Annotated in this window: 21 protein-coding genes and 1 other annotated feature; of the genes, 15 read left to right on the top strand and 6 right to left on the bottom strand. The window is 45.9% G+C overall.

Annotation, left to right across the window (positions count from 1 at the left end; genetic code table 11):
• Positions 1-35 precede the first annotated feature (35 nt).
• On the top strand, positions 36-1,319 hold the full coding sequence (locus ACWGXJ_RS15845; RefSeq protein WP_322161142.1) for an MFS transporter: 1,284 nt from the start codon (positions 36-38) through the stop codon (positions 1,317-1,319).
• 25 nt (positions 1,320-1,344) lie between these two features.
• Here ACWGXJ_RS15845 and ACWGXJ_RS15840 read toward each other — a convergent pair whose 3' ends face one another.
• Positions 1,345-1,977, bottom strand: coding sequence for a YktB family protein (locus ACWGXJ_RS15840; RefSeq protein WP_235309488.1), 633 nt, complete (start codon positions 1,975-1,977; stop codon positions 1,345-1,347).
• Positions 1,978-2,256: 279 nt separating this feature from the next.
• On the opposite strand from ACWGXJ_RS15840, the gene ACWGXJ_RS15835 reads away from it, so the two are divergent.
• Positions 2,257-2,856, top strand: coding sequence for a hypothetical protein (locus ACWGXJ_RS15835; RefSeq protein ID WP_165177417.1), 600 nt, complete (start codon positions 2,257-2,259; stop codon positions 2,854-2,856).
• Positions 2,857-3,029: 173 nt separating this feature from the next.
• On the top strand, positions 3,030-4,436 hold the full coding sequence (gndA, locus tag ACWGXJ_RS15830) for an NADP-dependent phosphogluconate dehydrogenase (RefSeq protein WP_013310934.1): 1,407 nt from the start codon (positions 3,030-3,032) through the stop codon (positions 4,434-4,436).
• 248 nt (positions 4,437-4,684) lie between these two features.
• On the opposite strand, the gene ACWGXJ_RS15825 is transcribed toward gndA, so the two are convergent.
• Entirely contained in the window at positions 4,685-4,990 is a 306-nt protein-coding gene (locus ACWGXJ_RS15825) for a rhodanese-like domain-containing protein (protein ID WP_010345522.1), read from the bottom strand.
• Between the two features lie 270 nt (positions 4,991-5,260).
• Between ACWGXJ_RS15825 and aroA the strand changes: the two genes are divergently transcribed.
• The 4 genes from aroA to ptsP all read left to right on the top strand — a co-directional run bounded on the left by aroA (position 5,261) and on the right by ptsP (position 10,951).
• Entirely contained in the window at positions 5,261-6,553 is a 1,293-nt protein-coding gene (gene aroA, locus ACWGXJ_RS15820) for a 3-phosphoshikimate 1-carboxyvinyltransferase (RefSeq protein WP_061828990.1), read from the top strand.
• Between the two features lie 33 nt (positions 6,554-6,586).
• Positions 6,587-7,021, top strand: coding sequence for a CoA-binding protein (locus ACWGXJ_RS15815; protein ID WP_322161139.1), 435 nt, complete (start codon positions 6,587-6,589; stop codon positions 7,019-7,021).
• A 304-nt stretch (positions 7,022-7,325) separates the two neighbouring features.
• Positions 7,326-9,209, top strand: a complete 1,884-nt coding sequence (locus ACWGXJ_RS15810) for a glucose PTS transporter subunit IIA (protein ID WP_023989337.1) — start codon at positions 7,326-7,328, stop codon at positions 9,207-9,209.
• Positions 9,206-10,951, top strand: coding sequence for a phosphoenolpyruvate--protein phosphotransferase (gene ptsP, locus ACWGXJ_RS15805; RefSeq protein ID WP_452567125.1), 1,746 nt, complete (start codon positions 9,206-9,208; stop codon positions 10,949-10,951). Before ACWGXJ_RS15810 ends, ptsP begins: the two co-directional genes overlap by 4 nt.
• A 250-nt stretch (positions 10,952-11,201) precedes the next feature.
• On the opposite strand, the gene ACWGXJ_RS15800 is transcribed toward ptsP, so the two are convergent.
• On the bottom strand, positions 11,202-11,738 hold the full coding sequence (locus ACWGXJ_RS15800) for a type 1 glutamine amidotransferase domain-containing protein (protein WP_023989335.1): 537 nt from the start codon (positions 11,736-11,738) through the stop codon (positions 11,202-11,204).
• A 338-nt stretch (positions 11,739-12,076) separates the two neighbouring features.
• On the opposite strand from ACWGXJ_RS15800, the gene ACWGXJ_RS15795 reads away from it, so the two are divergent.
• The 4 genes from ACWGXJ_RS15795 to ACWGXJ_RS15780 all read left to right on the top strand — a co-directional run bounded on the left by ACWGXJ_RS15795 (position 12,077) and on the right by ACWGXJ_RS15780 (position 14,893).
• The gene (locus ACWGXJ_RS15795) at positions 12,077-12,523 is read left to right on the top strand and encodes a hypothetical protein (RefSeq protein WP_452567124.1); all 447 of its coding nucleotides are present in this window, start codon (positions 12,077-12,079) and stop codon (positions 12,521-12,523) included.
• A gap of 101 nt (positions 12,524-12,624) precedes the next feature.
• Complete coding sequence (ytxJ, locus tag ACWGXJ_RS15790; RefSeq protein WP_061828995.1) at positions 12,625-12,966, top strand: bacillithiol system redox-active protein YtxJ; 342 nt, start codon at positions 12,625-12,627, stop codon at positions 12,964-12,966.
• 106 nt (positions 12,967-13,072) lie between these two features.
• A complete protein-coding gene (gene ccpA, locus ACWGXJ_RS15785) occupies positions 13,073-14,080 on the top strand; it encodes a catabolite control protein A (protein WP_061828996.1) in 1,008 nt (335 codons plus the stop codon).
• A gap of 114 nt (positions 14,081-14,194) precedes the next feature.
• Positions 14,195-14,893 carry a 5'-methylthioadenosine/adenosylhomocysteine nucleosidase gene (locus tag ACWGXJ_RS15780; RefSeq protein WP_061828997.1) on the top strand — a complete coding sequence of 233 codons (699 nt, stop codon included), beginning with the start codon at positions 14,195-14,197 and terminating at the stop codon, positions 14,891-14,893.
• A gap of 12 nt (positions 14,894-14,905) precedes the next feature.
• Here ACWGXJ_RS15780 and ACWGXJ_RS15775 read toward each other — a convergent pair whose 3' ends face one another.
• Positions 14,906-15,538, bottom strand: coding sequence for a GNAT family N-acetyltransferase (locus tag ACWGXJ_RS15775; RefSeq protein ID WP_061828998.1), 633 nt, complete (start codon positions 15,536-15,538; stop codon positions 14,906-14,908).
• A 239-nt stretch (positions 15,539-15,777) separates the two neighbouring features.
• Here ACWGXJ_RS15775 and acsA point away from each other — a divergent pair, with 239 nt between their 5' ends.
• A complete protein-coding gene (acsA, locus tag ACWGXJ_RS15770) occupies positions 15,778-17,493 on the top strand; it encodes an acetate--CoA ligase (protein WP_452567123.1) in 1,716 nt (571 codons plus the stop codon).
• A 122-nt stretch (positions 17,494-17,615) separates the two neighbouring features.
• On the opposite strand, the gene ACWGXJ_RS15765 is transcribed toward acsA, so the two are convergent.
• Positions 17,616-20,639: a transglycosylase domain-containing protein gene (locus ACWGXJ_RS15765; RefSeq protein ID WP_452567122.1), complete on the bottom strand. Its 3,024-nt coding sequence runs from the start codon at positions 20,637-20,639 to the stop codon at positions 17,616-17,618.
• A gap of 135 nt (positions 20,640-20,774) precedes the next feature.
• Positions 20,775-21,041, top strand: a binding site (T-box leader).
• Between the two features lie 66 nt (positions 21,042-21,107).
• Between ACWGXJ_RS15765 and tyrS the strand changes: the two genes are divergently transcribed.
• Both tyrS and ACWGXJ_RS15755 read left to right on the top strand, forming a co-directional pair.
• On the top strand, positions 21,108-22,361 hold the full coding sequence (gene tyrS, locus ACWGXJ_RS15760) for a tyrosine--tRNA ligase (RefSeq protein ID WP_069289895.1): 1,254 nt from the start codon (positions 21,108-21,110) through the stop codon (positions 22,359-22,361).
• Positions 22,362-22,562: 201 nt separating this feature from the next.
• The gene (locus ACWGXJ_RS15755; RefSeq protein WP_250268772.1) at positions 22,563-23,432 is read left to right on the top strand and encodes an AraC family transcriptional regulator; all 870 of its coding nucleotides are present in this window, start codon (positions 22,563-22,565) and stop codon (positions 23,430-23,432) included.
• Positions 23,433-23,509: 77 nt separating this feature from the next.
• Here the strand turns inward: ACWGXJ_RS15755 and rpsD are convergent, their stop codons facing one another.
• Positions 23,510-24,109, bottom strand: coding sequence for a 30S ribosomal protein S4 (gene rpsD / locus ACWGXJ_RS15750; protein ID WP_013310919.1), 600 nt, complete (start codon positions 24,107-24,109; stop codon positions 23,510-23,512).
• A 436-nt stretch (positions 24,110-24,545) separates the two neighbouring features.
• On the opposite strand from rpsD, the gene ACWGXJ_RS15745 reads away from it, so the two are divergent.
• Positions 24,546-26,531: a diguanylate cyclase domain-containing protein gene (locus tag ACWGXJ_RS15745; RefSeq protein WP_452567121.1), complete on the top strand. Its 1,986-nt coding sequence runs from the start codon at positions 24,546-24,548 to the stop codon at positions 26,529-26,531.
• Positions 26,532-26,565 lie beyond the last annotated feature (34 nt).

Below are 26,565 nucleotides of genomic sequence, written 5' to 3'. Positions count from 1 at the left end.
ACAGCCAAAAAACGAAGGTGGAGGAAGTGGATTAGATGAGGCAAATAGGAAGAAAAAAAGCTTCGCAGCGGTGGTGGACTCCTTTTTTTACCAAATTGTGGATTTTGGTATTTCTGGTCGAATTTATGAAAGGATCTCTTCTGGTATCCATCCTGCCGGTATATATGGGAGAAACGCTTGGTTTGTCGGCCGGGATTATTGGTTTGGCCTTTTCACTTCAGTATTTTGGAGACAATGCGTTCCGGGCACCGGCGGGCTGGGTGGCTGAACGGCTCGGCTACCGTGGAACGATGTCGACCGCACTGTTGTTTACGCTTGTAGCGATTATTATGCTGAGCGTATTGACAGAGCCCGTGTGGCTCGTCGTTGCGTGTCTGCTGCTCGGTCTGGGTACTTCTCCGCTCTGGCCTTGTGTTATGACCGGAACGACCGAAATGTCCGGGCCTAATAACAGCAATGGCGCGGCGATGGGCACACTGGAAATTGCGTCTATGGGTGGAACGGGATTGGGTCCGCTCATTATGAACTTTGCCATATCCCACTATGGGCATTCTTACGGCATGGTGTTCATGATTTTGATAGGATGCAGTATTGTATTGTTGTTGGTTGCTCTTATGCTGCCAGGACCGAAAAGGTCTCCTGATAAAGGTGACCTCGAACAGAGCGCTCTAGTGTCGTCTGATGGGTACACAAAGCAGAAACAGCAAATTCTGAAAGGAATCCAGGAGACGATCGGCGTGCTCAAAACAAAGCTTAACGTCAATCCGTTAATTTACCCGGCGCTGTTTTTGCAGTCTTTTGTTATCGGTTTAATCAGCCCGGTACTGACGCTATACGCTCGGACGGACCTCGGGATTTCACCTAACCTGTACAGCGTGCTTCTGATTGCAGGCGGTGGGGTGACTGTGCTGGCACTGATCCCTTGTGGCAAGTTGGTCGACAGACTTGGAACGGAGTATTTTCTACATGTTGGCTTTTTGCTAGCCGGAATTACGCTGTTTTTCTTCTCAATCGTTCGATCTATTCCGCTGGTGTTTGTATCCGTGGCGCTTATTGGTTTGGGATATGCGCTCATTTTGCCTGCATGGAACACCTTTCTTGCCCGATTGATTCCGGAAAGCGAGCGAGCAACGGTGTGGGGCTTTTTTTTAACACTTCAAGGCTCCGGCATGGTTATAGGCCCGCTCGTTTCAGGAGTGCTATGGGACCGTGCCGGACACACAGCTCCATTTATCATCAGTGGGGTCGTGATGCTGCTCATGTTTGGCTGCCACCTGGCTCTGGCGCGCAATCCACGCAGGAAGACTGTAGAGGCCTGAACAGCGCCTTGAAAAGCGGCGAGGGCTACTCTTTCGAGAAAGACATTCGGTACAGGGGCAGCAAATGCTCAAAGGTAGAACGCACTGCCTGTAATAATGCAGCCCCGTCGCTGGCAAGTGGATCTTCTCGGTCAATACGGATTCCACACATGACCTCCGCTTTTTTTACCTGTTGCAGCTTGCGGATGATCGTTTGAAAATCTTCATTATCCATATGTTGTTGTTCTGTGCCTTCCGGAGCCATATGATCCATGGACCAGTAAAAATGATCAGGCAGGTTAGAGCGCACATCGCTCAGATTGGCTTCGAGTGCCTGGGCAAATGTAGCTTTGTTAGGACTTTCATAAATAATTGCAAAAATAACGAATAGGTGGGAAGCGAACATACCTACCTCAAAATGCGGCAGCGCCTTGTACCCGCGCTTATTTGCCGCCCAGGCTACCCAAGTATCTTTGGGGGGATTGACTTTGCGTCGTGCATGCTTGGCGACGTGAACGTGCATGGGCTCTCCACATAAGTCCGTCAGAAATGGGGCTAATTCCTCGCCAATTGCCTCCAGCTTGGGCCGAACCTGCTGAATCAGCACTTCCATACGAGGCTCCAATCCCGGTATTTCGAAAACATCGAAGTCCTTTGCAGTAAATCCACTAAATGTCATTCCTTTTCCTCCTGTAACTGGGTTAAGCCATAACGAGTGGCGTAATATGTCCAATTATAGCATAATGCCGCCGGGCTTGGCCGACTTTAGACTAGGTTTGAAACAAGCATATAAGGCAAAAGTAGGATTGTTCGCTGTTACTCATAAAAATAGGTCAAATAACCAAGTACCCTTACATAAAATGAAGTATAAAATAGAGCAAGGGAAGATCAAGCGGGAAAGCCGCAGGCTTGCTGTAGCCGGACTTCTTGAATCGGACTTGAAAAAGGAGGGAATGCCGTGAACAAGGGCTGTGAGGTAGAATATTGCAATCTAGAGCTCCGGTTTAGCCGTCGGCATATCCATAATCTGATCAAGGATTTGATATCGGAAGGGTATTCGCTGTACTGGAGCGAGGATGAGTCGTACCTGGTTTTGTCGGTGAGAACCGGGCGTAAGCTGGTGAAGCTCCGTTTTCAACAGCTGCGCACAGGACACTACAAGTTGGCTGGAGATTATGTAATCCGCGATGCCAAGCTGGCTGAGTGGTTGGAGAAGCTGATTGGAAGCACCCGAGGTCATGCCATTGTCAAAAGAGTCAAGGATCATCATATTTTGGTAGAAAATATTTTGTTTGGTGAGGTCATTCGTCTGGTCGAGGTTACAGGCTTTAAGCAGCGTGTCATTTATCAGAAGGGACCGGTGCTGTCCGCACAGGAAATGGAGGATATGTACGCTTCCAATGAAGGAGAAACCCGACTGCTGCTGCTTAAAATGGAAGTGGACGATGAATTGGAGAAGCTGTTCATAGCGATGACAGACGGAGATAAGGCTAAAATCGGGAATTGCCATGAACGCCTGCAAACGCTATCCCACCAACTGCTGATGATGGAAGCGTAGTACATCTGAACACCTCATGTAAATGGGGTGTTTTGATCTGTGAATAGACAGGGGTTCACTTCTTACATCAAAAACGTTAAAATAGAAGTGCACGTGTTCCGATTCACATAAAGTGTAATGCGGTAAAGCGGCGATATAGAAGACAAAATATGTTGCAAAGGATGAGGAACCAGATGGCAAAACAGCAAATTGGTGTGATCGGCCTGGCGGTAATGGGTAAGAATTTAGCCCTTAACATTGAGAGCAGAGGCTTCACCGTCTCGGTTTTTAACCGCTCTCCAGAAAAAACGCACGATCTTATCAAAGAAGCAGAAGGTAAAAAACTGACGGGTACTTTCTCTATTGAAGAATTTGTGAACTCATTGGAATCCCCCCGTAAAATCCTGATCATGGTTCAAGCTGGTAAAGCAACAGATGCCACGATTGAACAGCTTGTGCCTCATCTGGACAAGGGCGACATTATTATAGACGGAGGTAATGCCTACTTCCCTGATACACAGCGCCGCAGCAAGGAGCTGGAGGAAAAAGGACTTCGCTTTATTGGTACAGGCGTATCCGGTGGTGAAGAAGGTGCCTTGAATGGTCCTGCTATCATGCCGGGTGGACAAGAAAGTGCCTATAAACTGGTAGAGCCGATTCTAACGGCAATCTCTGCTAAAGTGGAAGGCGACCCTTGCTGTACATATATCGGTCCTGACGGTGCTGGTCACTATGTAAAAATGGTGCATAACGGTATCGAGTACGGCGACATGCAATTGATCGGTGAAGCGTATCACTTGTTGAAATCAGTCCTGAATGTGAATGCGGAAGAGCTTCATGAAATCTTCACGGAATGGAATAAAGGGGAACTGGACAGCTACCTGATCGAAATTACAGCTGACATTTTCTCCCAGTATGATGCTGAAACAGGCAAGCCAATGGTAGACGTTATCTTGGATGCTGCTGGTCAAAAAGGTACAGGTAAATGGACAAGCCAAAGCGCGCTGGATCTGGGTGTGCCATTGTCCATGATCACCGAATCCGTATTCTCCCGCTTCTTGTCTGCTATGAAAGACGAGCGCATTGCGGCAAGTAAAGTGCTGAGCGGTCCTAATGCTGAGTCCTTCAGCGGCGACAAAAAAGAATTTATCGAAAGTGTACGTAAAGCACTGTTTGCAAGTAAAATCGTGTCCTATGCTCAAGGTTTCGCTCAAATGCGTGCAGCTTCCGATGAATATGATTGGGATTTGAAATACGGAAAAATCGCTATGATCTTCCGCGGCGGTTGCATTATCCGCTCGCAATTCCTGCAAAACATCAAGGATGCATATGACCGCGATCCTGCCTTGAAAAACCTGTTGCTGGATTCTTACTTCAAAAATGTGGTTGAAACGTATCAAGATGCATGGCGTCAAGTGATTTCCGTGGCTGTATCCCAAGGTATTCCAGTGCCTGGCTTCTCCAGCGCGCTTGCATACTATGACAGCTACCGCACTGAGCGTTTGCCAGCAAATCTGCTGCAAGCACAACGTGACTACTTCGGTGCCCATACGTTCAAACGTGTGGACAAAGAAGGCGTATTCCATCATCAATGGTTCTAATGAACGGACGGATATGCATGAATAGCATTATGTAATACAACGGAAGCTTTTTTGCCCTATGGGTAGAAGAAGCTTCCGTTTTTTAATTTATAATTATGGATACGATTATGATGGCAGTAGAGGATTGTGTAATCTTTTGACGCTATGGTATGATAGGGACAAAATAATTTAATGCATTACCGCGTCTAAGCTTTGAGTCAAAACAAAAAAGACGGGAAGGTTCCCGTCTCTTTTGTTAAGTAGGTTTTCTATTGCTCCTGTGACCATTGCAGCATGCCGCCAGTCATGTTAGTACAGCCTTCATAACCTAGCTGCTGTAGATATTCGCAGGCTCGTTCACTGCGGTAACCGCTCCGGCAAATAAAGATAATTTCACCGGTGCGTTCAATTTCTTCAAGACGACCCGGAAGCTGTCCGAGCGGAATGTGCTTGGCACCTTCAATCATGCCTTCCGCTACTTCTTCCGCTTCGCGGACGTCGATTAATTGCAATTGCTCTCCTGCTTGCAGACGTGCGCGCAACTCAGAAGGTTCAATCAGGGCGATTTGCGTCATGGCCGGACCTCTTTTCTGATATATATTGGGTGCTACGTATGTTTTTGACGTGTGCAAAATGTCACACACACTCTATGTATGATAGCTAAGCTATCTCTAGGCTGTCAATCGGCTTAATCCTAAAGGCAGATAAAGATTAATTAACCGACGGAATTCAACTTGGGGGACTTAGATTAATATTTCTTATTTTTTGGGTGGAGAAATGAATGCTACAACTTGTATAATTAACGTAAAATAGGATGGTTTGAACCGAAAAGGAGCATGTACATTATGGATGTTATCGTTAGACCTACCCCTTCCTTGCAAGGAGAGATTGGGGCCCTGTCCTCCAAAAACTACACTACTCGTTATCTGCTCACTGCGGCACTTGCTGAAGGACAAAGTACCATTTATTATCCAGCCCATAGTGAAGACAGTGATGCTATGCGTCGTTGTATCGCCGATCTGGGTGCAGTACTGGAAGAGGATGATGAAAAAATAGTGATTACAGGTTTTGGTAGCCATCCTCAAGCTGTGAAGGAATTGAATGTGGGAAACGCAGGAGCAGTGCTCCGTTTTTTGATGGGTATTGCATCTCTTTGTCCGGATGTTACATTTGTTAATACATATCCCGACTCATTGGGCAAGAGACCGCATGATGATTTAATCGATGCACTGGGGCAACTGGGCGTGAAAGTAGATCATCGTGAAGGTAAGTTGCCCATTCGTATTCAGGGTGGTCAGGCGAAGGGCGGTAAAATTCAGGTGTCCGGCTCGGTTAGCTCACAATATTTGAGCGCCCTGCTATTCCTTACGCCTTTACTGGAGGAAGACAGTGAAATCGAAGTGCTCCATGATTTGAAATCTAAGGTGGTCATTGGGCAGACTCTGGAGGTATTGCAAGAGGCTGGTATTATCATTCATGCAAGCGATGATTACATGTCTTTCCGTGTCCCGGGGCGGCAATCTTATCAGCCACGTACGTATACGGTACAGGGAGACTATCCAGGGAGTGCAGCGGTGCTGGCGGCGGCTGCAGTAACGAATTCCGATGTTACCATCCATCGTCTTAAAGAGCAGAGCAAACAGGGAGAACGCGCTATTGTAGATGTGCTGCGTATGATGGAAGTGCCACTGACACATGAGAACGATACCGTCGTTGTGAAGGGCAATGGCCGATTGAAAGCTGTTGAGTTTGACGGTGATGCTGCAACAGACGCTGTGCTTGCAATGGTGGCTGCGGCTGTATTTGCTGAAGGCACGTCCCGTTTTTATAACGTGGAGAATTTACGGTATAAGGAATGTGACCGCATTACCGATTATTTGAATGAGCTGACCAAGGCTGGAGCTCGGGTAGAAGAACGTCAAGCGGAAATTATCGTACATGGCAGACCGGAGGGTGTCGAAGGTGGCGTGGAAATTAACGCGCACTTTGATCACCGTGTTATTATGGCCTTGACGATTGTTGGTTTGCGCGCACAGAAGCCGTTAGTGATTAAGGACGCACATCATGTCGCCAAATCGTATCCGCAGTATTTTGACCATCTAACGACGCTTGGTGCTTCTGTAGAATGGGTAAAATAAAAACAAACGAAGATGCGAATAGGAGGGAACAGAATGGCTTTTGAAAATCCGGCGAGAGAAGAGATTAAAAGCATTTTGGAACAAGTAGGCAATATTGCGGTTGTTGGTTTGTCTGATAAATCAGACCGTACTTCATACATGGTTTCTTATGCCATGCAGAAGCGGGGATACCGTATTATTCCAGTTAACCCTGCGGCGGCAGGGCAAACGATTCTTGGGGAGACTTGTTATGCCAGTCTTGCTGAAGTACCTGAGCCTGTGGAACTGGTCAATGTATTCCGCCGCAGTGAATACTGTGCAGAGGTTGCGCGTGAAGCAGCTGCTATTGGAGCTAAGATTTTGTGGCTTCAACAGGGAATTATAAGCCAGGAAGCCGCTGACATTGCGCAGGAGTATGGAATGACGGTTATTATGGATCGTTGCATTAAGGTGGAGGACTCAGTGACCCAAGCTGTACGTAAAGGATAAACATGGATCAGTGATCTGTGCTATACGCAGATGAATAAAAACCTTCTTCCCTTGCTTCACAGGGTTGAAGGTTTTTGGTGCGAAACGAGGAATATGGTACAGTATATTATACTCTCAGGAATCCATATAATGTATGTATGTCTTGATGATGAAATAGCTCTAAACGGATTCATAGTGTTATCTGTTGTGATGATAAAGTTTTTGACCTGTAGTAGCGTAAATAAATATTTTGGCAGATGGAATCATTGCTTTGACAAAAGTATTTATTCGGCTTACCATCAGGGATAGAAAGGAGAGGAATGCCATGAATTGGCTCGGATCCTTACAACAGCTCGGTCGTGCTGTCATGCTCCCGACGATGGTGCTACCAGCCGCTGCAATATTGCTAAGTCTCGGCAGCCTTCCTTGGTCCACATGGGGATTCCCTATGGTGTCTGATATGGCAAATGCGGCTGGACACGGGATTTTTTATTTTTTGCCATATTTATTTGCGGTTGGTGTTGCCCTGGGTATGTCGAATCAGGCAGGTCAGGCGGGACTGGCAGCATTGGCTGGTATGGCTATATACGATCAGGTCACATTGAGATTTGGAAACGGACTCATTCAACCGGCGACGCTCATTGGTATCATTTTGGGGGTCATTTCAGGGGTGGCCTATAATCGGTTCAAAAGCATCAAATTGCCCGAGGTGCTTCAATTTTTTGGAGGTACCCGATTTGTTCTGCTGCTTATTGGCCTCTTCTCGGCTGTGTTTGCAGGACTCATGCTAATTATTGCCCCACTCATACAGAGAGGGCTGCAATTTATAGTAGGTCTGGAATCAAGCTTGGGCGGCTTTGGACTGTTTATCTACGGTATTCTATACCGGTTGCTGGCGGCCTTTGGTCTGCACCATCTGCTTAATAATATTTTTTGGTTTCAACTGGGTACATATAAAACGCCGTCTGGCAACGTTGTGCAGGGCGATTTACCCCGGTTTTTTGCTGGCGATCCGACAGCGGGCTATTTCATGTCCGGGTTGTTCCCCATTATGATGTTTGCCATCCCTGCCATTGCGCTGGCGATCATTCAGGAAGCGCGTGAAGATTTGAAGCCAAAGGTGCAAAAAACATTTTTGACAGCTGCGCTTGTTTGCTTTTTTACTGGAGTGTCGGAACAGATCGAGTTTGCCTTTTTGTTTGCGGCACCATATTTGTTCCTCGTTCATGCAGTTATGTCTGGGCTGGCCATGTGGCTTACCTTTGAGCTGGATATTCATCACGGATTTTCCTATTCGGCGGGTTTTATAGATTATGTTCTAAATTTTCATCTCTCACATAACGCCTGGTTGTTAATTCCAGTGGGAGTGGCGTACGGGCTTGTATATTATGTACTGTTTCGATGGGCTATCCGACGGTTCCGTATTCCAACTCCTGGGCGCGAGGAGGGTTCGGTTCTGGAGGATTGGGCCGGCAATATTCCTTATAGTGCTCCGCTTATTTTGGAAGCACTCGGCGGGAAGGAAAATATTGTGCAGGTAGAGGCCTGCATCACACGTTTGCGGCTGACCGTCCACAATGACAGGCTGATTGATACCGGAGCGATGAAGGCTTTGGGATCGGCCGGGCTTATCAATCTGGGTGGGGGTAATTTGCAGGTTGTATTCGGAACGTATTCAGAACTGATTCGTGAGGAAATCGCGAAGCTGATGGAGCGTGATCTCCCTCAAATTTTGTTCAACGCTCCTGTACATGGAAAAATGCTACCGATTCATGAAGTGCCTGACAAAATTTTTGCGACGAAGCTGGTCGGGGACGGTGTTGCTTTTGTTCCCGAACGTGGTGAACTTGTGTCTCCAGTGTATGGTACTGTGATGCACTTGTATCCGACCATGCACGCTTTAGGCATCTCCACACGAGAGGGACTTGAGGTTCTGCTTCACATAGGGATTGATACTTCACAGCTAAAAGGGAATTTTACTGCTATGGTAGAAGCAGGCGATACGGTGGAACCGGGGCAATTGCTGATCAAATTTGATTTGCAGGCGCTGCGAGAGCAAGCTCCATCGCTGGTGACTCCTATGGTCATCACGAATCCGGATCGCGTCAAGTCGTGGAGCTTTGCTCCGTTTAAAACAGTGAAAAAAGGTCAGGCCTCGGTAATGTCCGTTGTGCTGCATGACAGGAATGTTGGAGGGGTAGAAACATGATAGAAGGCATCGGCGCCGCAGCAGGTGTGGCAATCGGGAAGGCATTTGTCCTGCCGAGCTGGGAGTGGGATTTACCTGATCAAAAAATGGATGCGGTAGATCTTGCAAAGGAATTTGAACGTTTGTATGAAGGGATACGCACATCCAAAAGTGAAATCCAGTTTATTAAGGATGAGTTTCGAGAGATGGTGGGGCCAGAAGAATCCAGCATCTTTGATGCTCATCTTGCGATATTGGAAGATCCGGAATTCATGAATGAAATTCGTGGAATTATTGAGCGTCAGTACAAGGCGGCCGAGGTGGCCGTGAAGGAAGCCATTGATCATTTTGTGACAATGTTTGATTTACTGGACGATGAATATATGAAGGAGCGGGCAATTGATATCAAAGATGTGGGGAACCGGCTGCTCAAGCATTTGCTAGGTGCACCGGAGGTGACTCTTCCCAAGGACACACAGCCCTATATTCTGGTAGCCAAGGAGCTCTCACCCTCCCAATCGGCACACTTGAATCCTAGCTATGTTTTAGGGATTGTAACTATGAATGGTGGTAAAACTTCGCATTCTGCGATCATGGCCCGTGCACTTGGTATTCCACTTGTTTCAGGACTAGAGAGCAATCTGAATTTGCCCGTTCAAACGGGAGACATGATGGTTGTGGACGGAGACCTGGGCAAAGTTTATGTGAATCCGGAAAAAACGGTAACTGATCATTATAAAATTTTGCGCGACGAGCAGCGACGCAGAAAAGAGCAGCTTCAGGTACTTGCTTCTGTAGATGCCGTGACCAAGGATGGAACCACTCTGAGGCTGGCGGCCAATATTAGTTCGATTAAAGAGCTGGAGGCGGCTTTGAGGCATGGCGCTCAAGGTGTAGGACTGTTCCGCACGGAATTTTTATACATGGATCGCAAATCTGCTCCAGATGAAGAGGAACAGTATGAAGTATATCGGCTGATAGCGGAAAAGGCAGGAAACCACTCCGTAGTCATCCGTACATTGGATATCGGTGGAGATAAGCCGTTGGACTATCTTCAATTACCAGAGGAAGAAAATCCTTTTCTAGGTTACCGTGCTATACGGATCAGTCTGGATTGGAAGGAATTGTTTAAAACCCAGTTGACTGCAATTTTGCGAGCCAGTGCAATGGGAAATATCAAGGTAATGTATCCGATGATTTCATCCGTGGAGGAGGTCCGCCAGGCAGATGCTCTTTTGAAGGAGGCTATGGCGGATTTGGATGCAAGAGGGCTTGCCTATAATCCGAACATTCAGCGAGGAATTATGATTGAGGTACCGGCTGCGGCGATGATCGCTGATCTATTGGCAGCTGAAACAGATTTTTTTAGTATCGGAACGAATGATCTGGTTCAGTATGTGCTGGCTGTAGACCGTATGAATGAGCAGATTGCACATATGTACCATCCATACCATCCAGCTGTCCTTCGAATGCTGCGCATGACTGCACAAGCGGCACATCAAGCAGGAATTGATGTGAGTGTATGTGGTGAGATGGCTGGAGATGAACGGTCCGTTCCTCTTTGGCTGGAACTGGGGATACATCAACTCAGCATGTCTCCCCAATCTTTATTGCGGGTCAAGCATCGTGTGCTGAATACGACTGCATCTGAGGCAACGACAGTCGCTCAGGTTTGCTTTGGCATGTCCACTGGTGCAGCGATCGAAGACAAGCTCACTGCAGCTAATGTCAGCTGCACTCCGGCCGGGCCTGGACGGCAGTAATATGTAATGTCCGTATACATCTTCAGGAGGAGCCGAACTCCGTACTGTTAGGTTTGTCGTAGCAAACCTTAATGGCGTAGCATGGTTTAGACGAAAAAGAACCTTCAAAACCACTTTATTCATGGTTTTGAAGGTTCTTTTTTCATCTTGTTGACAACCCCTCTTGTGATTATGGAAAATTCATAATTAGCAATTATCCTGATTCCATTAGATTGGGTTATTCAAGTCCTGAGTGTCAGGACTTAATCTCTTATTTCCGGGTGTTATCTGCTAACAAATCGCAGAACGCTTTTCCGTAGGGTGGAAGATCAGGCGGCCGACGAGCAGATACAATATGTCCATCCGTTACAACTGCCTCATCCTTCCAAATAGCTCCTGCATTCTCCATATCATCACGAATACCTGGTGTGGAGGTTACCGTAACACCATCCAAAATTTTAGCAGAGATCAGTACCCAGCCTGCATGGCAGATTTGTCCAATCGGCTTATGAGCAGCATGAAACTCCTGTACGAGTTGAATTACTTTGGGATAGCGGCGCAGTTTATCAGGTGCCCAACCGCCAGGGACGAGAATCCCGTCATAATCGCTGCTATTCAGTTCCTCAAAGGCATATTCCGCTTCAGCAGGTACGCCATATTTTCCAATATATTTTTTACCCTTTTCCGCACCGGCTAAATGCACTTCTGCGCCTTCTTCACGAACACGGTAAATCGGATACCACAGCTCCAGATCCTCGAATTCCTCATCCACTAGGGCGATAACCTTTTTTCCGGCAAGTCTTGACATCCAACCATCCTTTCGTGCGTCACATGATGACACCTCTGTTTTGTAATCTGTACTTTTACATCTTAAGAAAAAGAACGCCCGAAGTCCATTCCTTCTCAGATTCTTATGTTAGTAGTCTGCTCTTTGACAGCAATTGTCGTCATTTTCTGACCCGCCAAAGCTTTGGTAATTTGTTCATAGCTGCAATCTGTGGAAGGATTTGAGGTCCCAAAGTCGAAATAAAACAAGGTATGATAGATTTAATGGAGTTAACAAATATTTATTAGACTAGTAGATAGATATATTTGGATTCTGACGAGGTCCTCGTATAGTTTGATCCTACGTAATGAGGTGGTTAAATGCATAAGCAATGTCAATGTGGCAAACCGATGGGGCTGGAACTGCGAAAGGTAATCTATGCGGGCAAGGTTCAAATTTTGCACGTCCCTGTATTCTCATGCTCGTCATGCTTCTCCAGTGAGGTTTTGCAGCATGTGACGAAAGACATTAAGGCACTATTACAAAGTCTAGGGAGCAAACCTACGGCACGGAGAATATCTTTTGCTCGCAACAATGAACTGGCAGAAATCATTCGCAAGCTTGTACTGGAGGAAGCGGACAATCCCAATGTGGATTGGCAATCTGCTTTGGAGGAGCGGATGGAGCTTCGAATTAATCTCTTATTGGATCTTTATCGCTATGCGAGAAGTCTGGGAGACGAAGATTGGATGAATGATGTAGAGAGGAAATTGGTTCAATTATCCGGTTTTACCAGTGAATCGGTATTTACGAATACAAAAAACTAAAAAATATGAAAATTTTCATGGTCACCATTGGATTTTACATGTTCTTTTTGTTACGATGAGAATAGGCCATACGACAAGACACAGAAAGGAATGTATATCCAATGGCGACGATGACAAAAATGACTACTGTTCAACAATTAAATACGGCTCTGGAAGCGTCATCAGACAAGCCGTTGCTTCTCTTTAAACATAGCACACGTTGTCCGATAAGTGCAGGCGCATATCAGGAAGTGGAGTCCTATTTGCATGGCGCTCCCAACGAAAATATTGAATACGGTATCATTTATGTAGTAGAAGATCGGCCGGTGTCCAATGAAACCGCGGACAGGCTTCAGGTGAAGCATGAATCCCCGCAGGCCATTTTAATCAAGGACGGAGAGGCTGTTTGGCATACATCCCATTCGAATATTACAGCCCGTGCACTCCACGATCATCTCACATAGATAAATGTGTGCTGTCGTTGCATAAAGTAGTATTTTGTCGTATCATGGTTCTAATTAGTTGATCTAGGATTCGGTTGAAAATTTATTGGCAATGGAGAGAAGGAATGTGACGGTAACGATCTATGATGTAGCTCGCGAAGCTGGTGTCTCAATGGCCACAGTATCCCGCGTAGTTAACAATAATCCTAATGTGAAACCTCAGACCCGCAAGAAAGTGTACGAAGCGATTGAACAATTGGGATATCGTCCAAATGCGGTCGCTAGAGGTCTGGCCAGCAAGAAGACAACGACCGTCGGCGTGGTTATACCGGATATATCGAACTCAATTTTTGCAGAAATTGCGCGCGGTATTGAAGATATAGCGAATATGTATCACTATAATATTATTTTGTGTAATGCCGACAAGCGAAAAGAAAAAGAGATTCGTGTCATCAACACATTGCTTGAAAAGCAAGTGGATGGTCTTCTGTTCATGGGTGGTACAGTAACGGACGAGCATATTCAGGCGTTCCATACAGCTGCGGTCCCTATTGTTCTATGTGCAACGAGTGATGAAAAAGGAAGCTATCCTTCGGTCGATATCGACCATGAAGCCGCTGCTTATGATGCAGTAAACACGTTGATCCGCCATGGACACCGTCAAATCGCAATGATCAGTGGTACGCTTCAAGACCCTGCAAACGGCTATGCACGTTTCCAAGGTTACAAGAGAGCACTGGAAACAGCCGGAATTGATTATCAGGAGGATCTCGTGCGAATCGGGAACTACCGTTATGAATCCGGTGTCGAGGCAATGAAATATTTTCTCGGCCTAAAGAAGAAGCCAAGTGCGATTTTTGCTGCTACGGATGAGATGGCAATTGGTGCGATCCACAGTATTCAGGATGAGGGATTGAAAGTTCCTGATGATTTTTCGGTAATCAGTGTCGACAATATTCGTATGGCCTCTATGGTTCGTCCTCAGCTGACAACCGTCGCGCAACCGATGTACGATTTGGGTGCGGTAGCGATGCGTTTGCTGACCAAGCTGATGAAAAAGGAAAACGTGGAGAACCCTCGCGTTATTTTGCCGCATGAAACTATTTTGCGGTTGTCAGTTAATTATTTAGACTAGACGCAGTGCTGAATAGGATATACCTTCGATGAAAGCTCCTTTGATGGAGCTTTTTTCGCGGATATAAAGCTTCTTATGGACATCATCATCAAACCAAGAATAGAGGGATGCGTAATGAGCCGACTTTATGGATTAATGGGTGCTATGGATGAAGAAATTGAATTGCTGCTGGCAGCGATGACGGAAGCAAGCAAGACGGTCAAGGCTGGAATCACGTACACTACAGGAATCATTCACGGGCAAAGAGTCGTTGTCTGCAAATCCGGTGTAGGCAAGGTTAATGCTGCAGTAACAACACAAATCCTGATTGATCATTTTGGTGTAGAACAGATTATATTTACGGGAGTGGCAGGGGCCGTTCATCCCGATTTAAACATTGGGGATATTGTCATCTCATCCACATGTATGCAGCATGATATGGATGTAACGCCTTTGGGTTATGCCAGAGGGGTCATTCCTTATCAGGACACCTCAGAGTTTGTGGCTGATCCCGAGCTTGTAAGTCTAGCTGAGCAAGCCTGCAAATCGTTTGGCGATCGTTATATTGTCGGCAAGGTACTTTCTGGCGATCAATTTGTTGCAAGTCGTGAGTTAGTGACTGCATTGCATCAGGAAATGGACGGTGCTTGTACCGAAATGGAAGGTGCAGCTGTGGCTCAGACAGCTCATATGAACGCTGTGCCTTATGTTGTCCTACGGTCTATGTCAGATAAGGCTGATGGATCGGCTCACGTTAATTATGCTGAATTTACGGTAGAAGCTTCACATCGTTCGCATCGTATTGTAGAGTTCATGCTCAAGCATTTGGGCTAATGGTATAATTTTTTAATACATGAATCTTCGGACAAACCGGATATGGTCAAACTGCTCCTGTGATGCAAGGGGCACATCCTTTCCCATTCGTACCATCAGACAGTTAGCAGGATGTGAACATATTTCAGGATCATCCGTGGCGTACCAGACCATATCTACAGTTTTCATCAGACGTTCCATCATGCGGCGGTATTCCCATACGGAGAGACCGCTGCCTTTTAAATCCCAATGCCAATAGTATTCGGTCGTAAAAATAATATAGGATTCAAGCTGGCCGTCCTCAAAGGCAATCCGAATCATTCGGCTACCCAGGCCCAGACCACGATAGTCATCGGCTACCTCAACAGCTCCAAGTTCCAGTAAATCCTTCATGCCAGCTTCCGACCAGCGCTCCATCTCATCTGGGTAATGAAAAGTAACATATCCCAGGAGAGTTTCCCCGTTGTGGGCAATGATAATTCTGCCTTCTGGCAGTTCCGAAATATCCACTAATGCATCGAACTGTTCCTTTGGTTTGCGAAAGGCATCTAATTGCTTGTGCATTTGAAATGAACGCAGTTGATCCGCGGATACGGGGCCTTCTACATAGATTGTTTGTCCGTTATGATCCAGCGTATCCAAGTGGTACAGTTTTAAATGCTGCATGCGTACGCCCTCCTTGTTCGCCATAAGCTCGTTCCTCATATCCCCTACTTATAGCAAAAAAACAATTAAATGAAAAGGATGGTCGTCACATCCTGACCTATGATATACTGTTTTAGACATAAAATGTTCACAATTTAAATCAATCAGTAAACCAAAGGACTTCATCTGCTTTATTGATTTTGTAAGCGTTATCTTGTTCTGTGTGATTCTCATTAATCTATTGTGAGGAGGCTGAACGTATGAAGTTTGAAGAACTCCAGACTGTAGTTCCCACATCCAACATGGGCCCGTATGAACAAGCTTACAACAACTTTCAGTGGGAAGATGCAGAGCGTCATTTTACGTGGTATGAAACAGGCAAGGTAAATATGGCACATGAAGCCATTGATCGACATGTACAGGAAGGACGAGGGGAGAAAGCGGCACTATTGTATTGTGACGCAAACCGTCATGAAACCTACACCTTCTCTCAGCTTCGTGCTAGCTCTAACAGGTTCGGAAATGTGCTTCGCAAATACGGTATTGGTAAAGGGGAGCGGGTGTTTATTTTCATGCCGCGTTCACCCGAGCTGGTTATTAGTTTACTTGGTGTTCTAAAGGTAGGGGCTGTTGTCGGTCCATTGTTTGAGGCGTTTATGGAAACTGCGGTTAAGGATCGATTGGAGGATAGTGGGGCAGTAGCATTAGTGACCACACCTGCGCTTCTGTCACGGGTAAAACGTGAGGAGCTTCCTGAGCTGCGACATATTTTTGTGGTTGGTGATATGGATGAACGCGAGCAGGGAATTATCGATTTTGAGACAGAAATGCTCACATCCTCAGAGGAACTTGAGCCAGAATGGTTGAATCGTGAAGATGGATTAATTATTCACTATACATCAGGCTCAACAGGCAAGCCCAAAGGCGTGTATCATGTGCAAAATGCAATGATTCAGCATTACTATACTGGGAAAATGGTGCTGGATTTGCGAGAAGATGATGTGTATTGGTGTACTGCTGATCCTGGCTGGGTCACGGGAACATCATACGGTATTTTTGCTCCATGGCTAAATGGAGCGACGAATGTCATTCGTGGGGGGCGTTTCAGCCCGGAAGACTGGTACCGCACGATTGAGCGTCACGAAGTGACCATATGGTATAGTGCTCCTACAGCGTTTCGGATGCTGATGAGCGCAGGGGAGCAGGTTGTTTCCAAATATGATCTTAGCAGTCTGCGGCATGTTTTATCCGTTGGGGAACCGCTGAATCCAGAAGTGGTGCGATGGGGATGGCAAGTGTATACACAACGCATTCATGATACTTGGTGGATGACAGAAACAGGAGCACAGTTGATCTGTAATTACCCTGAGCTGCCGATTAAGCCAGGTTCGATGGGAAAGCCACTCCCAGGTATCCAGGCTGCTATTTTGGACGACAGAGGGCAGGTGTTGTCTCCTAACCGGATGGGCCACTTGGCGATCCGTACACCATGGCCATCCATGATGAATCGTATATGGAACAATCCGAACAAGTTTCAGGAATATTTCCGCTTTCCCGGTTGGTATGTATCGGGTGATTCAGCTTACATGGATGAGGACGGATATTACTGGTTTCAGGGTAGGATTGATGATGTCATTAACTCCTCCGGGGAGCGCATCGGCCCTTTTGAGGTGGAGAGCAAGCTTCTGGAGCATCCTGCTGTAGCGGAAGCCGGAGTTATTGGAAAACCAGATACCGTGCGGGGAGAGATTATCAAAGCTTTTGTTGCACTGCGTGAAGGCTATGCACCGTCTGAAGCTTTAAAGCAGGACATCTATCGCTTCGTTAAGGAAGGGCTGTCTGCTCATGCTGCTCCACGCGAAATTGAGTTTAAGGAAAAGTTACCCAAAACCCGTTCCGGTAAAATTATGAGACGCGTGTTGAAAGCCTGGGAGCTTAACCTTCCTACAGGTGACTTATCCACCATAGAGGATTGAAGTGCTCTGCATATTAGAATTAAAAAAGGGAGTCTCCAAAGCCTTAATGGCTAAGGGGACTCCCTTTTTGTTAGGGCGAATCTCATTTCACCCAACCTATCACTTTCTGCTTTTGTCTTCAGTTATGGACGGACGGCTCCGGAAGGAGCCGATTCCCCCATGGCATTCATGGAAGTGACACGAAACCAACCTTTTAGCTTTTTCCCTGACTTATATTCAAAGCTGGTAGATGCGGTAGAGCCTATGTTTGTAAAAGGCTCCGCACCGTTTTCGCTGTAATACACGTTATAGCCTGTAATAGCGTCCGCAGATTTACCTGCGCTCCATTGGAGCGCTACGGATGAGCCAGCGGCTTTAGCTTGAGGCTGTCCAGGGGCAGTAGGAACCTCTGTAGGCTGCGCACCTGTTCCATCTCCCTCGCCCGGAACGTTTGGAGACTCAGAATCTGCAGGTGGCACCACAGGTGCTGCGCTTGCTTTCGTGCTTGGCCCGGACTCATGACCGCCCACATCAACGGCAGTCACGTAGTAGCTGGAGCTGCTGCCTCCAGGGCTGTCAGAGAACACCTTGGAGCTGTCAGCCATAACGACCTTGCCAAGCCGTTGGAAGCTACCCCCATCTGTAGAACGATACAGACGGTATCCTACGACGTCGCTGTTTCCGCTTGGGCTAAAGCTGATTATGGCTTTACCGTCACTATAGCTTACGTTGACGCTAGATGGAGCGTTAGGAGCTGCTCCATCGTCCTTGCGTGGATCAATCTGAGTAGGAGCTTCCTTATCTGCATCCTGAGGCAGATAATAGGACAACGAGTTATGTCGTCTCATCACCTTAAAGGCTTGCTGAAGCTCTTTAATCAATTCTGAGATTGACTTTTCCCGTTTCCTAACGGTCCGTTCATATAACATATCATCCGGTGTACCATCGCGTGGAATATAATTCACACCTTGGTAGGTAATATATTTCGCACGGCTCACACCATTTTCACTGTTTTTAGGTGGATACTTACTGTTATAAATGTCCGAACCATACGCGGATGCTGTACGGCTTACAATGCCGTCAGGTCTCTTGAAGCTGTCCGTTTGGAACAGCTGAGCATCTTTAGCTGTTACTTCATTCATGATTAGAGCCCATAAGCGGCGAGCCCGCTCTTTTTGGACTTTCGTTTCAAGTTTATTGACAGGTTGCTTGTAACCAACCCATACACCTAGTGTGACGTCAGGCGTAAAGCCCTCGAACCAAACATCAGTGTAGGATTGCGTAGTGCCTGTCTTGCCGGCAATCGGAATCTTACCGGATTGATCAAAGTTCCGCTTCACCAGTCTGCCTGTGCCTTCCGACACGGCTGTACGCAACATATCTGTCATCAGGTAGGCGGTTTGCGGTGAGAAGGCCTGCACAGGATTAGGATGATGCTTATATACAATATTGCCTTGCGAATCCACAATCTTTTCGATCATATAGGCATCATTAAACACACCGCCATTTGGAATGGCTCCATATGCATTCGTGAGTTCCTCGACGGTCACCCCGTGGGCTAAGCCGCCAAGTACACCCGTTTGGGCGTTGTTATCACTAGATTCCAAGGTGGTAATACCTAGTTTTTTAGTAAAAGCCCAAGCATTGCTAATCCCTACTTTTTCGTTAAACAGCTTGAGTGCTATCGTATTTAGCGATTGATTCAGTGCATAACGCGCCGTGACCAATCCTTGATAGCGGTTGTTAGAATTTTTCGGAATGTGATATCCATTACTGCCATCTTTCAAAATAATAGGGGCATCATCCACGATACTACCAGGCTGCACAAGACCGCTGTCCAATGCAGGGAGATAGGCAGCAATCGGTTTCATTGCCGAACCCGGCTGACGTACCATCTGGGTGGCATAATTCATCTGCTCCTTTTGGAAGTCCCGACCTTCCATCATTCCAAGAATGGCGCCTGTTTTATGCTGAATCAGAATAGCCGCTGCTTGTTCGTCACCCTTGGTTTTACTAGTGGCAGAGAAGTTGTTTTTATTTTCTGCAATTTGACGCATAGATTTGTATACGCTCTTATCAATGGTGGTGTACACCATATAACCGCCTGTGCGAAGCTGCTGTTCGGCTTCCTTGAGTAAATCGTTATCATCCTTGGTCTTGGTATCTGCACTGGCATTAGCTGCTTGACCCGGATTGGTGACAGACATGAGTGCCTGCGCAGCTTGTCGTTCTGTTTCCATCATAAGGTATGGATAGGTGTTATAAGCTTTAACAGTGCGTGGTGCGAGAGATTTTTTGATATCAAAAGCCATCGCTTCATCATACTGTGCTTTATTGATTTTGTTCTCCTCCAGCATTCGACTGAGTACTAGGTGCTGGCGATTGATGGCTCTTTTAAAGCCAGCTTCATTAAACTCACCCTTACCGTTGAAAGCAGAATAAGAAGAAGGAAGCTGTGGCAAACCTGCTAGATAGGCAGCCTGGGATATATTAAGCTCGTTCAGATCATTCTCATTAAAGATACCTTTGGCCGCTGCTTTAATGCCAAAGACGTTGTAACCGCTTGAACCATTACCAAAAGGTACTTTATTGAGATAGGCCGTAATAATTTGTTGCTTGCTTAGGAAGCGCTCAAGGCGCAGAGACAGCAAAATTTCTTTGACCTTGCGGTCATCCGTGCGATCGAGATTTAGAAAGACACGACGCGCAAGCTGCTGGGTGAGGGTACTACCCCCGGTTTGTACGGATTCATGCAGCGCCTTTTGCTTCACAGCACGCAGCGTTCCCGACAGATCGACACCTTTATGCTCGTAAAAATGATTATCTTCAATGGCAATGACTGCGTCAATGACGAGTTGTGGAATCTCCTTAAACGTGACAGGTCTTCGATCTTCTTCTGTCCGAAGTTGTCCGATGGGAGAGCCATCATTGAAATAAGCGAAGCCTGTGATTGCATTCTTATCTACTTCCTGTAGGATCATGGATCTGGAACGCACGGGTTCGCTTTTTACAATAGAAGCAACATAGCCGGCGGCGGCTCCTCCTGCAAATAGTGCCCCCATAAAACCGATGATGACGACCCACTTTATGACACGGCCGAGCCTTCGCATGGTTGTCCGCAAGCGGGAAGGCTTTGGCTCTGATACATTGTTTTTTTCTTCAACCATTAAGTCTTCCTCCTTTATAACAGCCATTATTATAGCATAAAATTACAAAATGAACCCATATGCTAAAAAGCCTGTCTTTTGGTGTCGTTGACTACATAAAAGCAGTGTGTTATAAATAGGTCAAAGTAAATATCGTGAAAAGCAGAGAAAGACTTCAGTAGAAGGCGGATTCACGTTGTACAGAGAGCCGATGGGTGGTGTGAATCGGTAGCGTCCCTCCTTTGAATTACCGTCTGGAGCTGTCTGGATGAATGGAAAGCATTTGCAGGTTTGCGAAGCTATCATAGTAATCCAGTACCGGGTGTAGGCCCGTTATAGGAATGAAGTGAAAGAAATGTATGTCTTTGACATGCGTTTCTTTAATTAGGGTGGTAACGCGAGCAGCTCCTTCTCGTCCCTTGGGATGAAAGGGGCTTTTTGGTTTGTCTAATATGTAATATTTTGGATGAAAAATAGGAGGTATACAGGATGAAGTGGGAAGAATTGAAACCGGAGCAACAGGTAGAGGTCGAGCGACAGCTAGAGGTGATACGTCGTGGAGTAGCGGAAATTGTACCTGAGGATGAGCTGAAGCGTAAGGTTATTAAATCGGTCGTTAGCGGCGAGCCACTCAAAATTAAGCTGGGTCTTGATCCATCTGCGCCTGACATTCACATCGGACATACGGTTGTTATGCACAAACTGCGCCAGTTCCAGGAATTAGGCCATCAAGTGCAACTGATTATCGGAGATTTTACAGGCAGAATTGGTGATCCGACAGGTAAATCGGAGACTCGCAAGCAACTGACTGAGGAAGATGTACAGCGTAATGCACAAACGTACAAGGAACAAATTTTTAAAATTCTCGATCCTGAAAAAACAAAGGTATTCTACAATTCCGAATGGTTAGGGCCAATGTCTTTTGCTGATGTAGTAACCCTGTCGGCCAAAGTAACGGTTGCCCGTATGTTGGAACGGGATGATTTTACAAAAAGGTACCAAAACGGATTGCCGATCAGCATCCATGAGTTCTTTTACCCGCTGATGCAGGGCATGGATTCCGTGGCTCTCCAAAGCGATATTGAATTGGGGGGGACGGATCAGAAGTTTAATCTGCTAATGGGCAGAACCCTGCAAAAAGAATACGGAGTTGAGCCGCAGGCTACGATTACATTACCATTGCTTGAAGGGCTGGATGGCGTCCAGAAGATGAGCAAAAGTTTGGGGAACTACATTGGTGTTGATGAGGAGCCGAACGAAATATACGGTAAGTCCATGTCCGTTCCTGACGAGCTGATGCTGAAATATTTTGAGCTTGCAACGGATATCAACAACGAGGAGCTGGCAGAGCTGGCGAAAGGTGTTAAGGACGGCTCAGTGCATCCACGTGATGCCAAAATGAAGCTGGCTGGAACGTTAGTGCGCATGTACCATGGTGAAGAAGCAGAGGAAGCAGCGAAGCAGCATTTTGTGACCGTATTCCAGCAACGTGCGCTGCCTGACGATATTGAAGAGTTCACCTTGACGGCTGATCAGTTAGAAGAAGGTGGCATTCGTGTGATCCAGTTGCTGACTCATCTGGGCTTTGCAGCATCTAACGGTGAAGCCAAGCGCAGTATTCAGCAGGGTTCGGTCAAAATTAACGAAGAGAAATGGACCGATGTGAACGAAGCATACATGCCGAAGGAAGGCGACATTGTGCAGGTAGGTAAACGGAAATTTGCTAAAATCAAGCTTGGATAATGAAAATATATTCAAAAGCAGCGTTGAGATTGTATCGATCTCAGCGTTGCTTTTTTATTTCTGCAAAGTGAAAAGTCATGGTAAACTTAGCACAAATAATCAAACATGTAGGTAAAGAGTTATACATAATGAAAACGTGGGTTGCACAATTTCGGTGTAGGATCGATAACCAAAACAATTACAAGTGCGGGGAAGGATTATATGGACTACTTTAAACGAATTCAGTGTGCGATTGAGTTTATTGAATTGAATCTCCGGGAGGATCTAAAAATTGCCGATATTGCTTCACAGGCATGCTTTTCAGCTTTTCATTTCCAGCGGGTTTTTCAGGCCATTTCGGGTTTTACGGTTCAACAATATATAAGAAGGAGAAGATTGTCCGAGGCGGCTGAACAGCTAAAACAATCCAATCAAAAAGTGTTGGACGTTGCTATTGAGTATCAGTACAACTCACAAGAGGCTTTTACCCGCGCTTTTGAAAAGAATTTTGGGATCACCCCTGGGAAGTATCGTAACGGTGATATTGAGCTTCCTGAGCAAAGTAAAATCAATTTTCTGGATTACCAAAAAAATACGATGGGGGATTTGGATGTGAATAAGCCGGTGATATTGCAGCTCGAAACGGTCAAAATTGTAGGATATGAATATAAAACAAACCTGAATAATGAGCAGCACTATAAAGAAATCCCAGGATTTTATGGACACTTTGGAGCAAATGAATATTTTATGTGTATCCCGAACAAAATTGCACCGGGAATGTCATATGGGGTTGCCTGTCGATTTGAAGACAACGGTGCATTTTCATTTGTGGTGGGCGAGGCAGTTGAAAAAGAGTCAAAAGAACTGGCAGAGGGTTTCATATATATGGAGATTCCAGCAGGGAAGTATGCTGAGTTTGACGCTTCGGGTTCAGATGGACGGGTTCAGAATATACGAGACTTTATCTATGGCACATGGCTTCCTAATTCTAATTTTGAACGGAGGGAGGGGCCTGATTTTGAAATTACGGACGTGATGAATTCCTCCTATCCAGATCATTTGAGTATGAAGGTATACATCCCCATTGAATAAAACCCTCAGGCTCGATGCATAGAGAATATAAAAAGCACCCGAATAAATTCGGGTGCTTTTTGGTGCTAATGCAAGGATTAGCGGTTGTAGAATTCGACGATTTGTTTTTCATCGATATCTTGGGACAATTCGCCACGCTCAGGCAAACGAATGAATTTACCTTCCAGAGCTGCGTCATTGTACTCCAGGTAAGCTACCAAGTGGTTGCGGTTTTCCAAAGCTTCTTTGATGGAAGACAGGGAACGACTTCTTTCACGAAGACCGATCACGTCGCCAGGGCTTACTTGGTAAGAAGCGATGTCAACTTTTTTACCGTTCACAGTAACGTGACCGTGAGCTACCAATTGACGTGCGCCTGCACGGGAATTAGCAAAGCCAAGACGGAATACAAGGTTGTCCAGACGGCTTTCCAGCAAGAACATAAAGTTTTCACCAGCGATACCGTGCATGTGTTGAGCTTTGTTGAACAGGGTACGGAATTGTTTTTCACCCAAGCCGTACATGTGACGCAGCTTTTGTTTCTCTTGAAGCTGCATACCGTAGTTGCTGATTTTTCTCCGTTGGTTTGCACCATGTTGTCCCGGAGGGAAAGGGCGTTTCAATTCTTTACCTGTGCCGCTCAGGGAAATACCGAGACGACGGCTCAATTTAAATTTAGGACCAGTGTAACGTGCCATTATAGAGTTAACTCCTTCATAATTAAAATTTGAGTTGGGGCTCTCTTTGCGCTCCAATTTGTTCGGCGCTACCTATTAAGGTAAGACGCACTACTGACAGAAAAGTTCAGCCGCTGTCCTGTCAGCAACAAAAAAGATGAGGGTGACACAAACTGTTACGCCCAAAATTTAAGATCCGCACAGTAGATAGTTCTGCCGTACAGTCTTTTTCAATAATATATACTATATGTAAGAGTAGGTCAATGTCAAGAAGAGAAAAAGAATGAAAACGTCAAAATTTGTCGATAGGGCTTTAGAACTAAAAAAGTGGGACGAATTTCTGAAAAATGGATGCAAATTTCTAAAGTTGAGAGTAAAATAGATCATATTATGAGCTATAGTGGTGTATAGCCGCTGTCTTGGTACAGCTAACTTTGCTGTGAAGGAGCGCCTTAATATGTCGGAATTTTCAACAACGGATCAGCAAATGCTTGACAGTAAAACAGTCCAGGCTAGCGGTGCTCCGCTGTTTGATGATAAAGGATATACGTCTTTTGCCTGGCTCCAGAACATGGACATGACACCCTATGATTTCCCCTATATTAATCAGCTTCTTGTCCAAGGATATCGGAGTTGGTTACAGCAGAGCAATGGTATATCCTGGATTAACGAAGAGTATACTGCTGTTTTTAATTTTATAGGTGTTCGTGTTGCTGGTAGGGAAGAAGATGATGACGAGGATTTGGATTTGGTCGAACGTTGTTGCATATCTAGAGAGATGGAAGTGAGCCAGCGCAAACTTCGTGATGGAAGCCTTGCGTTTGTGTATATGGTTCCCATACTATGCCGTAATTATAAGAGGGAGCCCTTTGCCGCTCTTCGTTTTACACGGCCTGCTCAACATTCTGTCTCAAATCAGGATACATTTTTAGTAGCTGCTTTACATTTTAAATCCTGCTTTTACTCGAAGTTTGAGTACATATTTATGGAAGATATCCTTGGGATGCAGAATCGAAGCGATCGTGAAGGTAGACGCCGTTCTATTTTATTTCAGATTGTAAAACGGATGCATGACAAAATTGACGTGGAAGGCGTGCTGGATGAGGTATTCGGGAGCATCGCCTATTTGTTTCCCCATGTAGATATCACGTTGTACATGAGTCAGGATCGACACAGTCGCAATCCGCAGGTCAAACCTTTGCTGCTGCATGAACGGGATGAAGATGTATGCGTCCGTGCATTTATGAAAGGGCAAATGGCTGTGAACGAGCCTGTCGGTACACAAGATGAAATAACTGAAATCGCCATCCCATTACGTGGCAAGCAGGGTGTATACGGTGTTTTCCATATGATTCTTCCATCGGGTACGGATAGTATGAGAAAAGTCGATGTAGAGCTGATTGCCATGATGGCGGATACGGCTGGTACTGCATTTGAAAATGCGAAGCTGCTTGAGCAATCGAATGTACTTATCCATGAATTGCGTCTCATTAATGAACTGGTTCAGCGCTTGAATCAGAGCCTGAAGTTAAATGAAATATTTGAATTTGCCGTGCAGGAGTTATTAAAAATGTTCATGGCGGACTTTTGTTGTATTGTACAGCTTGATCAGGATGGAAACTGTTTTAAAGTCATGTCGAGTAATGTGGAAAGCTTAAGACTGGAAAGTTACCCTCTTGAAGATGGATTTGCTGGGCTGATACGCTTAACAGGAGAACCAGTGATTGTGTCGGACTATAGAAAGGATGGAAAGATATCCTCTCATTTTATGGATGCGACGGACTCCCAGTCTTTGATGGCTGTACCTATGAAGACCAGCGGTACTCCTAAAGGGGTTATACTATTGTCCAGCAAGCTTCCACACTCTTTCTCTTACGATAATTACAAAATGCTGCAAATGCTAGCCCCTCATATCGGATTGGCGGTAACCAATGCTATGCTGCACGCTGAAGTGCGGCGGTTGGCTAATATGGATATGTTAACAGGTCTGTATGTACGTCACTATGTGGACCAAATCATTCAGCAACATCAGGAAAAGGATTTCTGTGGATCTCTTATTTTGGTAGATATTGATCAATTCAAACAGGTGAATGATACGCATGGGCATCAGACGGGTGACGAAATTTTGAAAAGCGTCAGCAATATCGTTCGTTCGGCGACTCGCGATGAGGATGTATGTGCAAGATGGGGCGGCGAGGAGCTTGCCATTTATTTACCACAGCTGGGGGTTCAGCAGGCGCTCGAATATGCAGAAAAAATACGTTACCGTGTACAGCATGAAACCGAGCCTCAGGTGACGGTTTCTTGCGGGATTGCTGAATGGAACTGGCTGGATGAGCAGATCAGTATTGAATCTTTATTTTATAGGGCTGATATGGCCTTGTACGAAGCGAAAAATGAAGGACGCAATCGAATAGTTGTTGATCATGTAGCCAATGTGTAGAGAATATTCCATAGGGAATGTTCTCTTTTTGTCT

This window comes from Paenibacillus sp. S33 (assembly GCF_053615415.1).
This window is presented reverse-complemented; position numbering and strand designations above follow the sequence as displayed.

Coding starts and splice junctions, on each gene's coding strand:
- ACWGXJ_RS15780 (WP_061828997.1), top strand. CDS start 14,195: ATGAGCCGACTTTATGGATTAATGGGTGCTATGGATGAAGAAATTGAA.
- ytxJ (WP_061828995.1), top strand. CDS start 12,625: ATGGCGACGATGACAAAAATGACTACTGTTCAACAATTAAATACGGCT.
- ACWGXJ_RS15825 (WP_010345522.1), bottom strand. CDS start 4,990: ATGACGCAAATCGCCCTGATTGAACCTTCTGAGTTGCGCGCACGTCTG.
- ACWGXJ_RS15745 (WP_452567121.1), top strand. CDS start 24,546: ATGTCGGAATTTTCAACAACGGATCAGCAAATGCTTGACAGTAAAACA.
- tyrS (WP_069289895.1), top strand. CDS start 21,108: ATGAAGTGGGAAGAATTGAAACCGGAGCAACAGGTAGAGGTCGAGCGA.
- ACWGXJ_RS15810 (WP_023989337.1), top strand. CDS start 7,326: ATGAATTGGCTCGGATCCTTACAACAGCTCGGTCGTGCTGTCATGCTC.
- gndA (WP_013310934.1), top strand. CDS start 3,030: ATGGCAAAACAGCAAATTGGTGTGATCGGCCTGGCGGTAATGGGTAAG.
- ACWGXJ_RS15800 (WP_023989335.1), bottom strand. CDS start 11,738: ATGTCAAGACTTGCCGGAAAAAAGGTTATCGCCCTAGTGGATGAGGAA.
- ACWGXJ_RS15755 (WP_250268772.1), top strand. CDS start 22,563: ATGGACTACTTTAAACGAATTCAGTGTGCGATTGAGTTTATTGAATTG.
- ACWGXJ_RS15840 (WP_235309488.1), bottom strand. CDS start 1,977: ATGACATTTAGTGGATTTACTGCAAAGGACTTCGATGTTTTCGAAATA.
- ACWGXJ_RS15765 (WP_452567122.1), bottom strand. CDS start 20,639: ATGGTTGAAGAAAAAAACAATGTATCAGAGCCAAAGCCTTCCCGCTTG.
- acsA (WP_452567123.1), top strand. CDS start 15,778: ATGAAGTTTGAAGAACTCCAGACTGTAGTTCCCACATCCAACATGGGC.
- ACWGXJ_RS15795 (WP_452567124.1), top strand. CDS start 12,077: ATGCATAAGCAATGTCAATGTGGCAAACCGATGGGGCTGGAACTGCGA.
- aroA (WP_061828990.1), top strand. CDS start 5,261: ATGGATGTTATCGTTAGACCTACCCCTTCCTTGCAAGGAGAGATTGGG.
- ACWGXJ_RS15775 (WP_061828998.1), bottom strand. CDS start 15,538: ATGCAGCATTTAAAACTGTACCACTTGGATACGCTGGATCATAACGGA.
- rpsD (WP_013310919.1), bottom strand. CDS start 24,109: ATGGCACGTTACACTGGTCCTAAATTTAAATTGAGCCGTCGTCTCGGT.
- ACWGXJ_RS15845 (WP_322161142.1), top strand. CDS start 36: ATGAGGCAAATAGGAAGAAAAAAAGCTTCGCAGCGGTGGTGGACTCCT.
- ACWGXJ_RS15815 (WP_322161139.1), top strand. CDS start 6,587: ATGGCTTTTGAAAATCCGGCGAGAGAAGAGATTAAAAGCATTTTGGAA.
- ptsP (WP_452567125.1), top strand. CDS start 9,206: ATGATAGAAGGCATCGGCGCCGCAGCAGGTGTGGCAATCGGGAAGGCA.